The 17389-nt window shown below is 57.6% G+C and carries 11 protein-coding genes; 7 read left to right on the forward strand and 4 right to left on the reverse strand.

Going from position 1 to position 17389, the window contains the following annotated elements:
* The first annotated feature begins 76 nt into the window (after positions 1 to 76).
* On the forward strand, positions 77 to 1744 hold the full coding sequence (locus BLR08_RS17420) for an MGH1-like glycoside hydrolase domain-containing protein (RefSeq protein ID WP_072333135.1): 1668 nt from the start codon (positions 77 to 79) through the stop codon (positions 1742 to 1744).
* A 28-nt stretch (positions 1745 to 1772) separates the two neighbouring features.
* Positions 1773 to 2714, forward strand: a complete 942-nt coding sequence (locus BLR08_RS17425; RefSeq protein ID WP_072333132.1) for a glycoside hydrolase family 43 protein — start codon at positions 1773 to 1775, stop codon at positions 2712 to 2714.
* A gap of 93 nt (positions 2715 to 2807) precedes the next feature.
* On the opposite strand, the gene BLR08_RS17430 is transcribed toward BLR08_RS17425, so the two are convergent.
* Positions 2808 to 4799 (reverse strand): beta-galactosidase trimerization domain-containing protein, encoded by a 1992-nt coding sequence (locus BLR08_RS17430; RefSeq protein ID WP_072333130.1) that lies wholly within the window; start codon positions 4797 to 4799, stop codon positions 2808 to 2810.
* 246 nt (positions 4800 to 5045) lie between these two features.
* Here BLR08_RS17430 and BLR08_RS17435 point away from each other — a divergent pair, with 246 nt between their 5' ends.
* Together BLR08_RS17435 and BLR08_RS17440 are read left to right on the forward strand one after the other, a co-directional pair.
* Complete coding sequence (locus tag BLR08_RS17435) at positions 5046 to 6002, forward strand: AraC family transcriptional regulator (protein WP_072333127.1); 957 nt, start codon at positions 5046 to 5048, stop codon at positions 6000 to 6002.
* 27 nt (positions 6003 to 6029) lie between these two features.
* Complete coding sequence (locus BLR08_RS17440) at positions 6030 to 6635, forward strand: rhomboid family intramembrane serine protease (RefSeq protein WP_072333124.1); 606 nt, start codon at positions 6030 to 6032, stop codon at positions 6633 to 6635.
* Between the two features lie 27 nt (positions 6636 to 6662).
* Here the strand turns inward: BLR08_RS17440 and BLR08_RS17445 are convergent, their stop codons facing one another.
* Positions 6663 to 7181 carry a metal-dependent hydrolase gene (locus tag BLR08_RS17445; RefSeq protein WP_072333121.1) on the reverse strand — a complete coding sequence of 173 codons (519 nt, stop codon included), beginning with the start codon at positions 7179 to 7181 and terminating at the stop codon, positions 6663 to 6665.
* A gap of 101 nt (positions 7182 to 7282) precedes the next feature.
* Entirely contained in the window at positions 7283 to 7897 is a 615-nt protein-coding gene (locus BLR08_RS17450; protein ID WP_072333118.1) for a DedA family protein, read from the reverse strand.
* A 266-nt stretch (positions 7898 to 8163) separates the two neighbouring features.
* Here BLR08_RS17450 and BLR08_RS17455 point away from each other — a divergent pair, with 266 nt between their 5' ends.
* The 3 genes from BLR08_RS17455 (at position 8164) to BLR08_RS17465 (ending at position 16052) form a co-directional block, all read left to right on the forward strand.
* On the forward strand, positions 8164 to 8763 hold the full coding sequence (locus BLR08_RS17455) for a nitroreductase family protein (RefSeq protein WP_072333115.1): 600 nt from the start codon (positions 8164 to 8166) through the stop codon (positions 8761 to 8763).
* Between the two features lie 255 nt (positions 8764 to 9018).
* A complete protein-coding gene (locus BLR08_RS17460) occupies positions 9019 to 10401 on the forward strand; it encodes a discoidin domain-containing protein (RefSeq protein ID WP_083537332.1) in 1383 nt (460 codons plus the stop codon).
* Positions 10402 to 10793: 392 nt separating this feature from the next.
* A complete protein-coding gene (locus tag BLR08_RS17465; RefSeq protein ID WP_072333112.1) occupies positions 10794 to 16052 on the forward strand; it encodes a lamin tail domain-containing protein in 5259 nt (1752 codons plus the stop codon).
* 161 nt (positions 16053 to 16213) lie between these two features.
* Here the strand turns inward: BLR08_RS17465 and mgrA are convergent, their stop codons facing one another.
* Positions 16214 to 17206 (reverse strand): L-glyceraldehyde 3-phosphate reductase, encoded by a 993-nt coding sequence (gene mgrA / locus BLR08_RS17470; RefSeq protein WP_072333109.1) that lies wholly within the window; start codon positions 17204 to 17206, stop codon positions 16214 to 16216.
* Between the last annotated feature and the right edge of the window lie 183 nt (positions 17207 to 17389).

Raw genomic sequence — 17389 nt, forward strand, 5'->3', positions numbered from 1 at the left:
AAAGCGAAGCAGGCTGCAGGCGGCCTGTTTTCGCTTGACCGACCTGTACGAACGACAGACGGGAGAGTGGCGTTTTATGAGAGAAGCTTTGCTGCGCAAACTGCGCGAAGCGGACATAACGGTGAATGCAGGGGCGCTGAAGAAGCCATCCGATGGGCCGGTGCTGGGGCAGTGGCTGAACTCAGGCGTCAAGTTTGCCGCTTCCTCCGACAAGATCGGCAGCGTCTACGACTCGGCCCTTCGCAAGCTGCTTGATTGTATCGTCCCGATATGCGGTGAGAGGCCGGTGCTCCAGGAGGGCGGCATATATCTCGGCTGCTGGCTGGAAAGCACGGGGACGATCAATGCGGAGCTACTATCCCGCTTTATGCCGGAGGTGTCGCAATCGACCTACGAGCTGTTCGCCGACTATCAGCGGGAGGACGGACTGATGCCGTATAAGCTGACGGCTTCCGGACCGTCCTACCGGCAGATTCAGCTGGTTACCCCGCTGGCACGCAGTGTCTGGAATCATTATCTGCTTCACGGCAGGGACAAGGAGTTCCTGTCCAAGATGTTCGGGGCTATGCAGCGTTACGACAAGTGGCTGAGCACCTACCGTAATACGCGGGGGACGAACGGCGTGGAGGCGTTCTGTACCTTCGATACGGGGCATGACTTGTCGCCGCGGTTCTGGCATGTGCCGGATACGCCGCATAAGGGTGATCCGCGTGTCTGCTGCCCGGACTCGCCGATCCTGCCCTTCGTAGCTCCGGACTTGACCGCCAATGTCTATATTCAGCGGCTCTATCTTGCCCGGATGGCCGAGGAACTGGGGGAAAGCGGAGACCTTTGGCGCGGGAAAGCAGGAGAAAGCCTGGACAGCCTGCTGCGCTGCTGCTTCGACGAGGCGGATCATTTCTTCTATGATCTAGATAAAAACGATGAGCATGTGCGGGTGCAATCCGACGTTCTGCTTCGTGTGCTGGCCTGCGAGGTGGGCGACCGCGACTTTTTCGACGAAGCGCTGCGCCGGTATTTGCTGAACACAAGGAAGTTCTTCGCGAAATATCCGTTCACGTCTATTGCAATGGACGATCCGCGCTTCGACCCGTTCTCCAGCTACAACAGCTGGGCTGGCGCGACGAACTTTCTGAGCCTGATACGGGCGCCGCACGCCTTTGAACTTCACGGCCGGTATGTGGAGCTGACCTGGGTGCTGCAGCCGCTGATGGCTGCGTTCCACAAGATGACCCGGTTCGCCCAGTGTCTCAGTCCGTGGACGGGGGAAGAAGGCTTTACAGAAACGTATTCGCCCGCCATTCTGTGCGTGCTGGACTTTGTCGAGCGGTTGTGCGGGATTATGCCGCGGCCGGAGGGGGACCTGTGGTTCACCGGACTGCTGCCCTATCCGTTCGATCACGGGGAGACGATTGCCGACGGTACGGCGTACAGCCGGACGGTTGATGGAATCGTATACGAGCTGGTTAATACGGAGGAGGGGTCCGCCATTTATCGCGATGGGGGGCTGCATCTGGAATTTCCGCATGGATTGCGGGTGGTGACGGATCGCAGCGGAAGACTGAAGTCGCTGATCGGGATGAAGGCCGCTCCGGTGAAAGGGACCGTACGTTATGCGGGCCGGGAGCTGGCCGTCGAAGTTAACGGGAACGAGCGGGTCGACGTGCGTACGGATGCCCCGTATGGTGATCTTTCAGCTTATTCAGCGCTGCGGATCGGCGTGATTGCACCTGCCTACCGGTAGCCAAACTGTCAGACAAGGAGACTATGCGATGATACCCAACAGCGAGCTGCAAATTCGAGATCCGTTCGTATTGCCGATGCAGTCGGAGGGGAAGTACTATTTGTTTGGAAGCACGGACGCGAATATTTGGGGGAAGGGCACCGGGTTTGACATGTACGTTGGCGAGGATCTGGAGAATTGGGAAGGACCTTATCCTGTTTTCAGGCCGCGCGATGATTTTTATTCGGACACGAACTTCTGGGCGCCTGAAGTGTACGCTTATGACGGACGTTGGTACATGTTCGCGACATTCCGGCGCAAGGATAACGGCTTGCTCGGCACGGCGGTATTGGTGTCCGATTCGCTGAAGGGACCGTTCGAGCCGCACAGCTCCGGTCCGGTGACGCCGGCCGGTTGGAGCTCGCTTGACGGCACGCTGTTTGTCGACGAAGCGGGAGGTCCGTGGATGGTATTTTGCCACGAGTGGCAGCAGATCGGGGACGGACAAGTATGCGCGGTCAGGCTGTCTGCCGATTTGCGCGAGGCGGTTGGCGAGCCGGTCGTGCTGTTCAGCGCTTCCGAGGCGCCTTGGACCACTTCCTTCTATGCCGTTAAGTACCCGGATCAGGAGAACTATGTGACGGACGGCCCTTTTCTTATCCGAGGGGAGGACGGTTGTCTGCTGATGCTGTGGGCCAGCTTTATCGACAACCGTTATGCGCTAGGGGTTGCCAGGTCGGCCGGCGGGAGCGTGCTTGGCCCTTGGGTACACGAGCCTGCAGCCTTATATCGGAACGACGGCGGGCATGCGATGGTATTTCGGGCTTTCGACGGCCGTCTGATGCTGTCCATCCATACGCCGAATAAGACGCCGTACGAGCGTCCGTTGTTTCTGGAGCTGGAGCCGAATGGGGATAATTCCACGGCCTGGAGACTCGCAGGTAGCGCAGAAAATGCGGCGGGAGCGTCCCGAAGACGGCATTCCTTCTAAAGTAGACAACCTGTAAAGCTATAAGCCCGCCTTTTCCCTGCGCGCAGGAAGAAGGCGGGCTTATCTGTTGCCGGGATGAGCCGCGAGGGCTCCTTATATGTCGATGACAACCATCTGATGGCATTCCAGCCGAGGCACGGTATAGCGCACGGCGAAGCTGCCTGTGCCGGACTCTTCCTCCGCCTGGAAGCTGAGCGGCGTCAACTGCGGCGCCAGATAGACGCCGCGCGGCTTCGCACCGATGCGCGCGGTCACCTCGATATCGAACAGCGGCACGATATCTTCGATCACTTCAATATTTTGTCCGCGCTTCACGGGCACGGCGTACAGCAGATGATTGACGTACCGCCGCTCTTCCGGCTGTTCGGTTAACGTAACGATGCCCTGGGCCGGCAGCGTAGTCGTCAAGGCCGGGGCGGGCAGCAGCAGACTGAGCGCGTAGAGAACCGTTTCCTTGAGTGCCAGGCTCCCTTTTGTCGCATAATCGCTGAACACGTCCCAGGCGATATAGACGCTATGTCCGGTGGCGACCATGCCAGGTCCGTCATTGCGCAGCGCGCTGGGCGTATGCCGATGCGAGCAGAAGGTGAAGGCCTCCCGGTTAAAGTAAGGATTTTCCCGATGGCCCAGCACGCGGGCGCTGTCCGAAGCCTGCACGTTCTGTCCGGCTCCGTAGAAGACGAAGGCTGAGCCGCTCAGGCTCGGAAGCTCGAAATAGGGCCTGAAGTAGCTGGGGCTGAATGGAGAGTCCCCTTCCCGGGTGACGCCCAGATCGAGCGCAAAGCCGCTGCCGTCCGGACGAAGCCCGGAGCGGCCGGTTGCGAGCAGCTTGCCCCCTTGAGCGACATAGGCTTCGAGCCTTGCCGCCAATTCGGCGTCGACGGGAATTTCATCCGGCAGCACCAGCACTTTGTAAGGGCTGAAGTCGGTCTCCCGGTCTGCGACATCGAACAGAATATGTCCTTCGAGCAGCATGCGTACGGCTCCCGTATCGGCTGCTCCTGTCCGGTCCTCCGTGCGTTCGCTGCCCGCGGAGCGGAATGCTTCGGTTGACAGCAGCGCCACATCGGCGATTCCCCGCGCTTCCGCGCACCAGCCTTCCTTCTCCTCAACCTCGCGATACGCCGCTCCGATCAAGCTGTAGGTCGCCGGGTCCATAAACCCTTCGGGATGCAGCTGATCTCCGATTGAGCAGCGCGCTCCGTTCGCCAGACTGAGCGAAGTTTCATAGCGGAGCGCATTCGGATGCTTGAAGCCCCCGAACTCTCCCCAGCTCGTATGGAATTTGCCGGTCATGCCCAGAAACGGCATCCCGAGCCCCTGGGCGTAACGGGCCGAGAGCGGGAAGTGATCATACCCCCAGCCACCGGTCGGCAAAGATTCCAGCTCCAGATGCGAGTTCATGGCGGCGAGATCCCGGCGCCCCCGGCGGATATGGCCGCCATTGTGAAAGACCGGCAAGCCCGGCTTGATCGCGTCGATCGCTTCCCGCACGCGCCGGGCATAGTTCGCATAGGTTCGTTCTCCCAGGGCCAATACGGCATCCGCATCGCGGGGGTCCTCGCCGGCGCCGCGCAGCGTCTGGATGCACGTGTGGCACAGACAGCTGCGAACACCGACGATGTCCAGGAAGATGCCGTCGGCGTCATAATTACGAACCACTTCCTCGATCTGTGCGATCAGGATGTCCAGATAAGGCGAGTTCAGGCAAAATTGATGGTAGCCCGGCTCCAGGAAGCTTTTGACCCAATTGGTCAAGCCCTGAGCGTCGCGGATCAGCCATTCCGGGTGGCGGAGCGCGAGCTTCTCGTCAAGACCTGCGGACAAGTAGACGGGCGTTTTGACGCCGATCTCGTGTGCGGCCTCGATCTGAGCGCCCAGCAGATCGAAGCCAAGGCCCGGATGCATCTCATTGGCCGTGCTTGGATGATAAGCCCAGCCATGATGGCATTTGGAGAACACGGTGATCGAGTCGACATGCCCTAGCTGCAGCATCTCCTGGAACTGCTTTTTGTCGAATTGCTTGCCGATACCGTCGATGGCTTCGGACGTATGGAAGTCGAGATGAACCTGGCGAAACCGCATAGAGGAAAACACTCCTTGTAGTAGGATGGCCTATCCGGCGTAGAGAGCCGGCGTATAGCGGTCAACTCGGACCGAACAGGCGCTAGTCTCTTAACTATAGACCGGGAGAGCGGAGAAAAGGTAGAACCAGGAACGTGAAACTATAGCACAATTTCGACTAAAAGATAACGGTGCCGAGGGGGGCTTCCCGTATCGGCAGGATTTGTGCGGCCGCCCGAGAAACGGTATGATACAGAGGAAGAACGCTTGTGCAAGCAGCCGAACGGAGAGGGGGCAGACGCTATCGAGATTGTGGAGCTGAGCATCCCCCCGCTGCCGCAATTTCTTACGGCGGGGAGAGCTGTCTGGAAGCCGGGAATGCAGCATTTTTCCCGCTGTTTTGAGGTATACGATCTGCTGCTGGTGAGCAGCGGTACGATGTATATGACCGAAGAGAACCGGGCTTACGAGGTGAAGGCCGGAGAGTCGCTGCTGCTGGAGCCGGGGAAGCTGCACACGGGACATAAGCCGACGGAGGAGCCGACCGAAATTTATTGGGTCCACTTCAAGCATAACCGTCCGCTTCGGCGTCTGCCCGGCATCCAGAGCATCCCGTGGCATGATCTCGTGAATCGGGGCTCCGATCATGATCTGACGCCTCCGCGGCAGTCGTTGTTTCTGCCCAAATACGGCCCTGTCGCCATGCATGGTCTTATTCCGCTGCTGGAACAGATCCTGCAGCTGCGGGACAGCCTGACGATGGAGCATGCGATCCAGCTTCAGCTGGCGCTGAACGGCCTGCTGGCGAAGCTGCAGGACGGCTTGAAGGGGCGCAGGAGCGAGAGCCGCTCCTATCTGCTGTCCGAGCAGGTGAAAAGCTATTTGCGCGAGCGGCTGGACGCTCCATTTCGCGCGGCTCAGCTGAGCGAGCGGCTGCATTTTGACTTCGATTACCTGGCCCGCTGTCTGAAAAAGCATACCGGACTGAGTCCCATTCAGTATCAGCAGCTGCTGAGGGTGGAGGAGGCGAAGCGTCTGCTCGCGCACAGCGGCCTTACGGTAACCGAGATCGGCGCCGCAGTCGGCATCCCGGACTGCAATTACTTCGTCCGGTTGTTTCGCCGGACGGTCGGGATGGCGCCGGGAGCTTACCGCCGGGCGGCGCGCAGTCTGGGTGCGCCTGACGAAGCTCATGCGGAAGAGCTTCGCACGAAAAAGCTGTGACGAGGCAAGCGTGGAAGGGGAGAGGATATGTTTGTCAGACGAGAAAGTTTAAAGCAGTACATCAAGCTGTATCCCGTCAATGCCTCCTTGATCGCCATTCAGCTGCTCGTTTGGCTGGCGATGGAGTGGTACGGCTCTTCGCGGAATAATGCGACGCTGCTGGAATTTGGCGCTATGTACGGAGCGCCGGATTTGCAGCCGGAGCTATGGCGTTATGTGACCGCTATTTTTGTCCATATCGGCTTCGAGCATCTGCTGTTCAACAGCTTCGCCATGTATGTATTCGCTGCGCCGCTTGAGCGGCTGCTCGGATCGGGCAGGTATATCCTGCTTTATGTGGCAAGCGGGATAGCGGGCAATATCGTCAGCGCCTGGCTGCAGTCGGGGCCGTATATCGGAGCGGGAGCGTCGGGGGCCATCTATGGCGTATACGGGGCTTATCTGTTCCTGTCGGTGTTCCGTAAGGATCTGATCGATTACCAGACGAAGCAGACGGTACGGACGATTGTGATCGTCGGTCTCGTCTACTCGATCATCGTCCCGCGCGTCGATCTGTATGCGCATGCGGGGGGATTTGCCGGAGGCTTGCTGGCTTCCGCGCTGCTGGCCTGGACGGTTCGCCTGAGAAGGTGATTCCTCTTAAGCCTTACGGCAAAAGCTTCAGCGCATGTTTTCAGTAAAAAATGCCAGCCCCGCATCCTGCAAAATCAGCCAGACGCCTGCCGCGATCAGCAGCCAGCGGAACATGACTTCGCCGGTCGAGCCGGTGTCTACCGCCATGAAACGGGGAAGCAGGCGAATCTTGAGCTTCAGGGGCCACAGCAGCTGCACCCCCTGTTCGTTGAACAGGTCGATCAAAGGATGGGACGCGTACGCGGCCAGAAAAATCCAGTAATAGAGCGGTGGCATAGGAACGGCCAGCACGCCGAGCACCAGCAGAAAAGCCAGCGAATGCGTAAAAGTCCGGTGCTTGATTTTCAGCACGCGAAGCAGGGCGGATACGGGAAAAAAGATTTTGGCCATGATGGAGCCCTGCTTGTCAATATCCGCCAAAGGACCGGCAATGCACCCGATCAGAACGCCGGCTGCCGCTTCCCAGGACATCAGGGGAATATCGAATTGGAGAAGTACGAGTTCGGCTGCAAGCACTCCCGCAGCGCCATGTGTCGGTTGGAGCAAAGCTGTCGATACCTCCCTGAAATCAAACTGGAACATCAGTTCCCATAGTATCAGTTTTCATTTTAAGGGAATACCTCGAACTTTGCAATGTCGGACTCCATTTATAAATTGCGGCCTAACCATTTGGTAATGGCCGTTTTTTTCTGTTTAACTACGAACGCGGCGATGAGCAGTACGGCCAATCCTGCAACAGCCGCGGCGGAATACTGGGAAATCTGGTGCAGCAGCTCGCCGATCCGGTGGCCGAACAGCTTGCCGATCATCACGTAAAGGGTAACCCAGAGCGCTCCTCCCAAGCCGTTATAAATGAGCAACGTCGTAAAGCGCACTTTCAGCATGCCGGACACATAACCGGTAAAATGCCGCAGGCCCGGAACGAAATAGCTGATGAGAATGATTTTATCCCCGTATTTGGCAAACCAGCTTGAAACTTTTTCGATCCGCTTGGCGTTAAGCAGAAAAAACTTGCCGTATTTATCGAAGAACGGTGTGCCCAGCCGATAGCCCAGATAATAGGTAAGCATCGTTCCGGCAAGCGCTCCTCCATACGAATAAAGCATGACAACCGGCAGATGAAGGCTGCCGAGCGACGTCAGATGTCCGAATACGGCCATCGCGAGTTCCCCCGGAAAAGGCAGTGCAAGCGACTCGGCGAATAAGCCGAGCAACAAGACAATATATCCGTACTGCTCAGAAAGTGCGGTGATCCATTCCATATAAGCTGCTCTCCTTAAACCGTCTCGTTGTTTCAATTCTCCTTACATAGTGTAGCTAATATTAGGGAATACCATAACGGTCCATGGTTTAGTTGGCAGCTGGACTTTGGTCTTGGGAAGTTCTATGACGAGGGCATCGCGCTTGTCAGACGCATGACGCAATTAGTTAGTCATTGACTAAAAATGTTTCACTTTATTTTTTATAGCCGCTTGGTTATAATTCTTAATGGACTACCAATATCTGACTATATCGGAGGAATAAGAACATGGCTACAGATTTCTGGACAGCAATCAAAGGAAGACGCAGCATTTATACGCTTAGCAAGGAATCGACGATTTCGGATGAAAAAATTCAGGAGATTGTTGAAGAGGCCATCAAGCATACGCCTTCCGCCTTCAACTCGCAAAGCACCCGTCTGGTGCTGCTGCTGGGCGAACAGCATGACAAGCTGTGGGATATTACAACCGCCACGCTGAAAGCGATCGTACCTGCCGATCAGTTTGAATCGACCAAGCAAAGAATGGATGGCTTCCGCGGCGGCTACGGCACCGTGCTGTTTTTCGAGGATGAGTCGGTTATCCAAGGACTGCAGGCAGCTTTCGCAACTTATCAGGACCGTTTTCCGGTCTGGTCCCAGCACACCAGCGCTATGCACCAGTTTGTTATCTGGACGGCGCTTGAGGCCGAAGGTTTGGGCGCGAACCTGCAGCACTACAACCCGCTGATCGACGAGCAGGTCAAATCGGAGTGGAAGCTTCCCGAGAACTGGTCGCTCGTTGCTCAGCTCGTGTTCGGCAAGCCGACGGCTCCTGCTGGCGACAAGGAGTTCAAGCCGGTTGACGAGCGTTTGAAAGTGTTTAAGTAATAGGAATCCGCATCGCAGAACGAAGGAAGATGTTTATCGATCGGCAAGCTAGCGGTCCGTTGATTGGACGGACGCAGGCTTGCTGATTTTTTTTGCCGGAAACAAAAAAATACCAATAGAGGATAAAAATATCACAAGCGGACCAAAACGAAATGATATAAAATTCAATTTGTAAGCGCTATCAAAAAGTGAGGAGGTTGTTCAAGCAACGATTGTTTAGCAACGGATTGCCATTCATTTTGAGGAGGTATGATCATGAAAATTCACCCTTTGTTTCCCGTATCCGCCGCCCTGCTGCTGACCGTCTCGGGTCTGATGTCTGCCGCTTCACCGGCCGATGCGGCATCCGTCACCTGCAGCACCTCGTCGTGTCTGCAGACCGCGTTAGCCAATGCTGCGCCGGGTGACACGATCACGTTAGCTGCCGGCGCCCAGCTCAATGGAAATTTTGTAGCCGCTGCCAACGGGACTGCCGCCGCCCCCATCACCCTGCAAAGTGCAAGCGTCTCCAACAAAGCGACCCTTGACGGAGGAGGGACAGGCAGCGGTTATACGCTGCATGTGACCGGCGATCACTGGGTGATTAAAAATCTGAAAGTGAAAAATGCGAAAAAGGGCATCGTGCTGGATCATGCCAATTATACGCTGATCGATGGGGCGGAGGTGTTTCAGATCGGCGAGGAGGGGGTCCACTATCGGGATGGAAGCTCCAATAATACGATTCAAAACTCCTATATTCATGATGTGGGACTGGTGAATGCCGGGTTTGGGGAAGGCGTCTATGTCGGCTCGGATCAAGGCAAATGGTCCACCTTCAACAAGTCCACCAATGACAACCGGATTGTGGGCAATACGATCGGTCCCGGCGTAACGGCCGAGCATATCGATATCAAGGAAGGGTCGGAGCGGACGCTGGTTGAGAATAATATATTCAACGGTACCGGAATCAGCGGGGCGAACTATGCGGACAGTTTTATCGATGTGAAGGGAAATGGCGACGTGATTCGCGGAAATACGGGCTACCGCAATGGCAACAGCAAGATCGTCGATGCCTTTCAAGTACATGAACGCGTCACGGGATGGGGGAAGAACGCCAGCTTCGTCGATAACGTCCTGCATCTGGACAATTCGGCCGCCTATGTGGTGAATGCGGATGCCGGCGCCACCGCCACGGCCTCCGGCAATACGCGGACCCCTTCCGGCAACATGTACAAGGGGAACGTGACGGCAAGCGCCTCCGGAGCATCCAAGGCGGCATTGACGGCCTCCAGCGTGACGGCCAGCACGCATGATGGCAATGTACCGGGCAACACCATAGACGGTAGTCTCGCTACCCGCTGGTCGGCCCAAGGAGACGGGCAATGGATCGCCTATCAGCTGAGCGCAGCGCAGACGGTCGATTATGTGAAGCTGGCTTGGCATCAAGGAAGCTCCAGAACTTCTTCCTTCGATATTCAACTTTCAATGAACGGGTCGACATGGACGACTGTGTACAGCGGCACAAGCAGCGGAGGGACGACCGGCTTGGAAACGGTGGATTTCCCTGACGCCTTGGCGGGCCATATCCGAATCGTCGGGCACGGCAATAGCGTAAACACCTGGAACAGCATCACCGAGGCGGAAATTTGGGTGAAGTAAAGCCTTTGCCATGCTGATCTCCGGCTGGCTGCCAGTGCCCGGATTACAGGCGGGATGAGGAAATTTGCAGCTCTCAGGCGGCGATTTCCAGGACTGCTGAAGCGAGTTGTTTAAGTGCTTGGCAAAAAGTAGTTGCATTTTTTCCGCATAGGACCGATAATAGTCCTACTGAAACCGTTTGCAGCTTGTTTAGCCGGATGATCATGGGTGGAGACATGTGAGAAAGCCCAGGCGTCTATTCCTTGCCAGATAGCATGCGCGTTAATGCGCGTGCTTGTCGGGCCGGGGGAAGCCTGAGCTTTTTTTGCCATGTCTGCTTCCCGGACATCCGGCTTTTTGACGTCTTCTGACGGTTCAGCAGACAGAATTTCATAGGACCAAGGAGGAGACTTATGATACGCGGGTTTAAACAAGCGGCAGCGCGCACGACGGTGCTGTCGATGCTGGCCGCCTCGGCGGCGGCGGGGCTGCCCCCGGCCGGCGCTGAAGCGGTATCGCCTGCTCCGGCTGTGCTGATTACGGAGCTGGTGCCTGATTCGGAGAATATAGGTTCCCTGGACGGCTATGAGTATGTGGAGCTTTACAATGCCACCGACACGGCGCTGGACTTAACGGGCTACAAGCTGAGAGGGAATGTAAAGACGGGAAGCGGCACCTGGGAAGGCACATTGGGTCATGTCATCATCCCTCCCCGTGAAACCGTGCTGATCTGGACCCAAGCAAGCGGGATTTCATCGGACGCCGCCTTGAGTCGCGATCAATTCCGCATCAACTACAGCATTTCTGCAGCCGATTTGCCGGACGAGCGTATTCATATGCTGAAAAATGTTTCCGGCTTGTACAACGGAAGCGCAACCCAACAAGATATCGAAATCGCGCTGCTGGATCAGCAGGGCACGGAAATCGTAACCGCCACCTATTTCTTGAGCGGCGCGGATGATACATTCAAAAACCAAGGCATCTCGTTCAAGCAGCCTTCCGGCGGCCTCGCTATGCTGCACAACGGCGGCAACAAGACGGCAACCCCGGGACGCGTCGCTGCGGACGAAGTTTCGGGCGCTGCGCCAGGCCAGATCACGGCCGCAGGCGGCGAGCAAAGCCTGACGCTGTCATGGACGCCGGACAGCGATCCGGATATTGCGGGATACAAGATATATTCGCGAAACGGTCTCCCGGCAGCTACCGTAACAGGCGCCACGTATACGTACACAAACCTGAGCAACGGCAGCGAGTATGAATTTACCGTATCGTCGGTTTATCAGGACGGCCAGGTGTCTCCCGCCTCTGCTCCGGTGAAGGGGAGAGCGGGCATTCCGGTCATCCCGGCAACTCCGGCCGGCCTGCAGGCGCTTCCGCGCGACGGAGCGGTGCGACTGAGCTGGGATTCGTCGATCGATGCAGCCGGCTACCATATTTATCGGGACGGGGTACGGCTGCCAGGCACCATCACAGGAACGTCGTATAACGTCACGGGACTAACCAATGGCGAGCCGGTTACCTTTGCCGTGTACGGCGTAAGCTCGACGGGCCTTGTGTCCGTGCAGCCGGCCGTTGTTACGCAGAAGCCGCAGGCGGCTCCTTCATTCGTGTTGACGGAAATGGCGCCGAATACGAAAAACAGCGATTATAAAACGGGCGGAACCGACGCCTTCGAATTTATCGAGTTATACAATACGACCGGCACTCCGATCAACCTCAAGGGCTTCAAGCTGAAGTACAGCGCAGTAGCCAGTGAATATGTCATTTCGGAAGACAAAATTGTGCCGCCGCAGGGAACATTTATTATCTGGTTCAAAAATACGGGCGTTCAGCATGTCGGATTGACGGAATTCAACATCGCTTACGGCAGCTCGATTACGGAAGACCAGCTGTTCACCGTCATCAATGGAGGCATGTCGAACTCCGCTCCGCGCGGCGTGAAGTTTCTGGACCCCGACGGCATCGTGCTGAGCGACGTGGCCTATGAGGTCGCGGATATCGGCGAAAGCATCACGGCCAATTTTATTCCCGACCGTAATAACGGGGCGGTATCGGCGGAAAGATTCAGTGCCCAGGCGAATCCCGGGTACCTGTATCCGGTTCAGTATGTGGCCGACCCTGCCGACAAGCTGCCTCCCGCTGCGCCGGCGGGTGTGGAGATCACTCCCGGAGCGGGCGGCGTAAAGGCGGCATGGGACCCCGCTGCGCTTGAGCCGGACGTTGCCTACGTGAACGTGTATCTCGATGGCGTCGTTCAGAAAAAGCTGCTCATGCCGCAGCATGAAGCGGTGATCGACGGCCTGGACAACGGCGTTGCGGTATCCGTGCAGCTGAGCTCGGTCGATACGGCTGGAAGAGAATCGGCTCTCACGGCGCCGGCTGTCGTGACTCCTGTCGCCGATGCGGTGCCGGCTCTGCTCATTACCGAGGTGGTGCCGGATACATGGAACACGGAGCCGCTCGAAGCGCGCGATGTTTACGATGCTTACGAATACATCGAGCTGTACAACGCCGGTGCGCATGCGATTGATCTGAAAGGAAAAACAGTCCGCTTCACCCAGCCGAGCGATTCGACGAAAAACTGGTCGTGGACGATCGAAGAAACGACGATCCTTGAGCCCAAAGGGACCGTTCACGTATGGGTGCGTCCCGCAGGACTCCAATACTTGAAGAAGGATGGCTTCAACTTCTCGTATTACGGCTTCCAGGAGCAGAAATACGTCCCGGAATCCGCTATCCTGTTGGCTGACGGCGCAGGCGGACTGAATAACTCCGGCGGCCTGATCGAGATCGTAGAGCCTGGCGGCAGCGTGCTTATTGCGGCTGAATATACGGCAGGGCAATTTGGCGAGAAAAAAGGCATTACCTTCGCCTATCCGATGTTCGGGGGCCATATGATGCGCATGGCGGGCGTGCTGCAGCCGACGACTCCGGGCATGGCGGAGCCGGCGCAAGTCCCTCGCGACGCGGGCGAGGATCGGACGCCTCCGGCAGCTCCGTCCGGGTTTCAGGCAGCGCCCGGCGCTGGAGAGGCAACCGTCAGCTGGCAGTCCAATACCGATGCCGACCTGGCCGGGTACCGGCTGTACAAGGACGGCCAGCTGGAGCTGACCTTGCCTGCAAGCGAAACTTCCTTCACGGCGTTGTCATTGCCGGGGGAGGTTGCCGTAAAGTTCGCGCTTAGCGCAGTGGATGCGGCCGGCAATGAGTCGCCTCGCGTAACGGCGTCCGCTACGCCTGCCTACGCGGTCATGACGCAAACGGAACGGCCGTCAAGCCCGGCGAATGAGCTGACGCGGGAGAGATTCCGGATGGCTTGGGATATTCAGGAGCAGCCTGGCCCTGTCATCCCTGGGTTGGTGCAGGGCCATGTTCCCCAAGGGATGTCTTACTACGCGGATGACGAGCGTGAGTGGATTCTGATGGCGGCCTACCAGTACAACGGCGACCCGAGCACATTGGCTGTTGTGGATGCCCGGACAGGCGAGATGGTGAAATACGTCAATCTGAAAAATCCGGACGGCTCGGTCTACGTCGGTCATGCAGGGGGCGTTGCCGTAAGCCGGGAAAACATATGGCTGTCCTCCGGCAAGCGCATGTACCGGCTGCCGGTGCAAAAGCTCATCGATGCGGAAGACGGAGGCTTCGCCCAATTCGCCGATTCGTTCGGCGTCGTCACGAATTCCTCCTTTGCCGCTTACAGCGACGGCATTCTATGGGTCGGAGAGTACAGCAATCCGCCGTCGTATACGACGCCTGCATCGCATACGCTGCAGAACAGGAGCGGAGAAACGCATCTGTCCTGGATCGCCGGGTATCCGCTTGACGGAAACGATCTGCTTCCTGCAAACACGCCGAGCTTCTCGGAGGAGAGCATGGTGAAGTATGTGCCGGAGTACGTGCTGAGCATCGGCGATAAAATTCAAGGGGTTGAGTTCAACCAAGGAGAGGTGCTGCTGACCTACAACTACGGGCGGCCTTACAATTCCATCCTCCGCTTTGCGATGCCGGATATATCGGATCTGTCGACCAAGGATACGCAAGTGAACATCGGAGGCGCTGTGGTTCCTGTCTGGTTCCTGGACAGCCTGAACAGCACCGGCTCCATCATGGTTCCGACTTCTTCCGAGAACATGTTTATCCGCCGGGAGAACGGAGCGGATCATCTGTATGTCAATTTCGAATCGGGCGCCAACCATTTCCGCTACATGTCGTCGTATTCCATGGACCGGCTCATTAAGCTGAACCTTGATATGGCGCGGAGCTACGATACCCGAACTTTAACGGGCATCCCTCAGTCGCTGCATGCCGGGGGCGAAGCGCAGGCCAACGTGCAGGCAAGCCGGGGGTACAGCCCGCCGGAGCAGGTAACCGGCAGCTATACGTGGACCAGCAGCGATCCTGTCGTAGCCGAAGTCAGCGCGGGCGGACGCATCAAGGCTCGTAAGCCGGGCAGCGTCGTGATCACCGGCACATCGGAACACGGTCAAGCGTTGACTGCCTCTCTTCGCGTCACCGCGAGTGGCGATAACAATGGTGGCGGCAGCGATACAGGAAGTACGACTGTCGGCGGCGGCTTGGCTCCCGGACAACCGGAGGAGGACAAGCCGGACCGGCAAGTCATCGTGCCTGGCGACATCAAGACAGAAGGCGGAAATTCGCAGCTTGAGCTGGAAAACGGCAAATCCGAGCTTGCCATCGGCGCAGATGTGCTGACTTCTCTGAAAGAGAAGCCTCTTGAAGTCAAAAAAGACGGAGCGAGCTTGACCGTTCCGGCGGAGTGGCTGAAGGCTGCGTCGGCGGCGCTTGGTTCAGACGGCTCGCAATCTCAGCTTGTCGTCCAGGTCAAGCGGGCCGAAGCGCCGAAGAATGCGGGCGGATATAAGGCGGTCAGCGGGGCGTTTACCTTTGGCCTGTCGGCCGTCAAGGCAGGCGAAAGCGAAGCCGCGGTGAAGCTGCCGGAGCAGCCTGTCCAAATAGCTCTGCAGGTAGATGGCGGGGGCGATCCGCGTTTGCTCGGACTGTACGCCGTGAACAAAGACGGCTCGCTGGCGTATGTCGGCGGTACGGTGAAGGACCAGGTCCTGACCGCGGAATTGAACGAGCTCGGCACTTATGTGGTGCTGGAATATAAAAAGTCCTATACGGACGTTCCGGCAGGCCATTGGGCCGGCGAGGCGCTTCAAGTGCTTGCGGCGAAGCATGTGGCCGAAGGGGTAACGGAGCATACCTTCGCCCCTGAGGCGGTAGTGACAAGAGCGGAGTTGACGGCAATGCTCGTACGGGCTCTCGGTCTTTCGGCCTCAGGCGCCGCCGACTTCTCCGACGTGGAGGCCGGCGCCTGGTACAGTCAGGCTATCGGCGCCGCTGTCGAGCATGGGCTTGTGGAAGGCGTGGCGCAAGATCGGTTTGCTCCGAACGAACCGGTTACGCGCGAACAGATGGCCGTTCTCCTCGTACGGGCATGGGAACGAAAGTTTCATGTGATCGAGCGGGACGCAAACGCAGCATTTGCGGATTCGGCGGATATTGCCGGGTGGGCAGGCGAAGCGGCAGCCAAGGCGCTTAGCGCCGGATTGCTGAGCGGCAAAGGCGAGGGACGGTTTGACCCGCAATCGGAAGCGACGCGGGCCGAATGCGCGCAAGCCTTGTTCAATGCGCTGTTCAAATAACGGGGCAGCGGAACTTCCCGCAAGGATTGCATAAAAATAGCGGAACTCAGACAGGCATTGCTCCGGCTTCACCTTCTCCAAAGGTTGAAACCGGGTGGCAGCGACTTCTGGTTCCGCTTTTTTTATTATGCAGGCTTGCTTGTGAAGCTAGACCTGAACCATTAGCCGTGCAGCACGGCTTCGATGTCGGCCAGCTCCGCATCGGAAAACTCCAGGTTCGCGAGCGCGCCTACGGCGTCTTCGATCTGGCTCACCTTGCTGGCGCCGATCAGAGCGGACGTTACCCGTCCTCCGCGGAGAATCCAGGCGACGGCCATCTGCGACAGCTTCTGGCCGCGCCCGGCGGCGATGTCATTCAGCTTGGCGACCTTGGCCAGCAGCTCGTCCGTCAAGTCCTCCGGCCTCAGGAAAACGCTTTGTCCCGCAGCCCGGGAATCCTTCGGAATGCCGTTCAGGTAACGGTCGGTCAGAATGCCCTTCTGCAGCGGAGAGAACACGATGGAGCCAATGCCCTCCTCATCCAGCACATCCTGCAGACCGTCCTCGATCCAGCGGTTAAGCATCGAATAGCTCGGCTGATGGATCAGGCAAGGCGTGCCCAGACGTTTCAGAATGGCAGCGGCTTCGCGCGTTTCCTGCGGCTTGTAGTTGGATAGTCCGACGTACAGCGCCTTGCCTTGACGGACGATCAGGTCAAGCGCAGCCATCGTTTCTTCGAGCGGCGTGTTCGGATCTGGACGATGATGGTAGAAAATATCGACGTAATCCAATCCCATCCGCTTCAGGCTCTGATCGAGGCTGGAGACGAGATATTTCTTCGAGCCCCACTCGCCGTAAGGTCCCGGCCACATATAATATCCGGCCTTGGTGGAGATGATCAGCTCATCCCGGTAAGGACGCAGATCCTCGCGAAGCATACGGCCGAAATTCTCTTCGGCGCTGCCGGGAGGCGGCCCGTAGTTGTTGGCAAGATCCAGATGGGTAATGCCGAGATCGAAAGCGCGAAGCACAAGCTCGCGTCCCCGTTCATAAACATCAACCCCGCCAAAATTATGCCAGAGTCCGAGCGAGACCGCCGGCAGCTTCAAGCCGCTTTGTCCGGTGCGGCGGTATTGCATCGTATCGTATCGGTTAGGATTTGCCAGATAAGGCATTCGTTCATTCCCCTTTGCTCGTTGGTTTGTACCTGTAAGCCCCGGCTCCTTGGAGCGGGACCAGGTTGGCCAGGCACCTCTTCATATCCTATCGGTTTTTGGCCCTTTCGTCTAGTTGTCGCTGCGTTTCTTCTATCATTTTATCCATGCCGCTTCCTTCAGCGCTTCGAGGAAGAGGGGAAG

The organism is Paenibacillus sp. cl123, assembly GCF_900101595.1.
In the GTDB taxonomy this organism is placed as follows: domain Bacteria; phylum Bacillota; class Bacilli; order Paenibacillales; family NBRC-103111; genus Paenibacillus_G.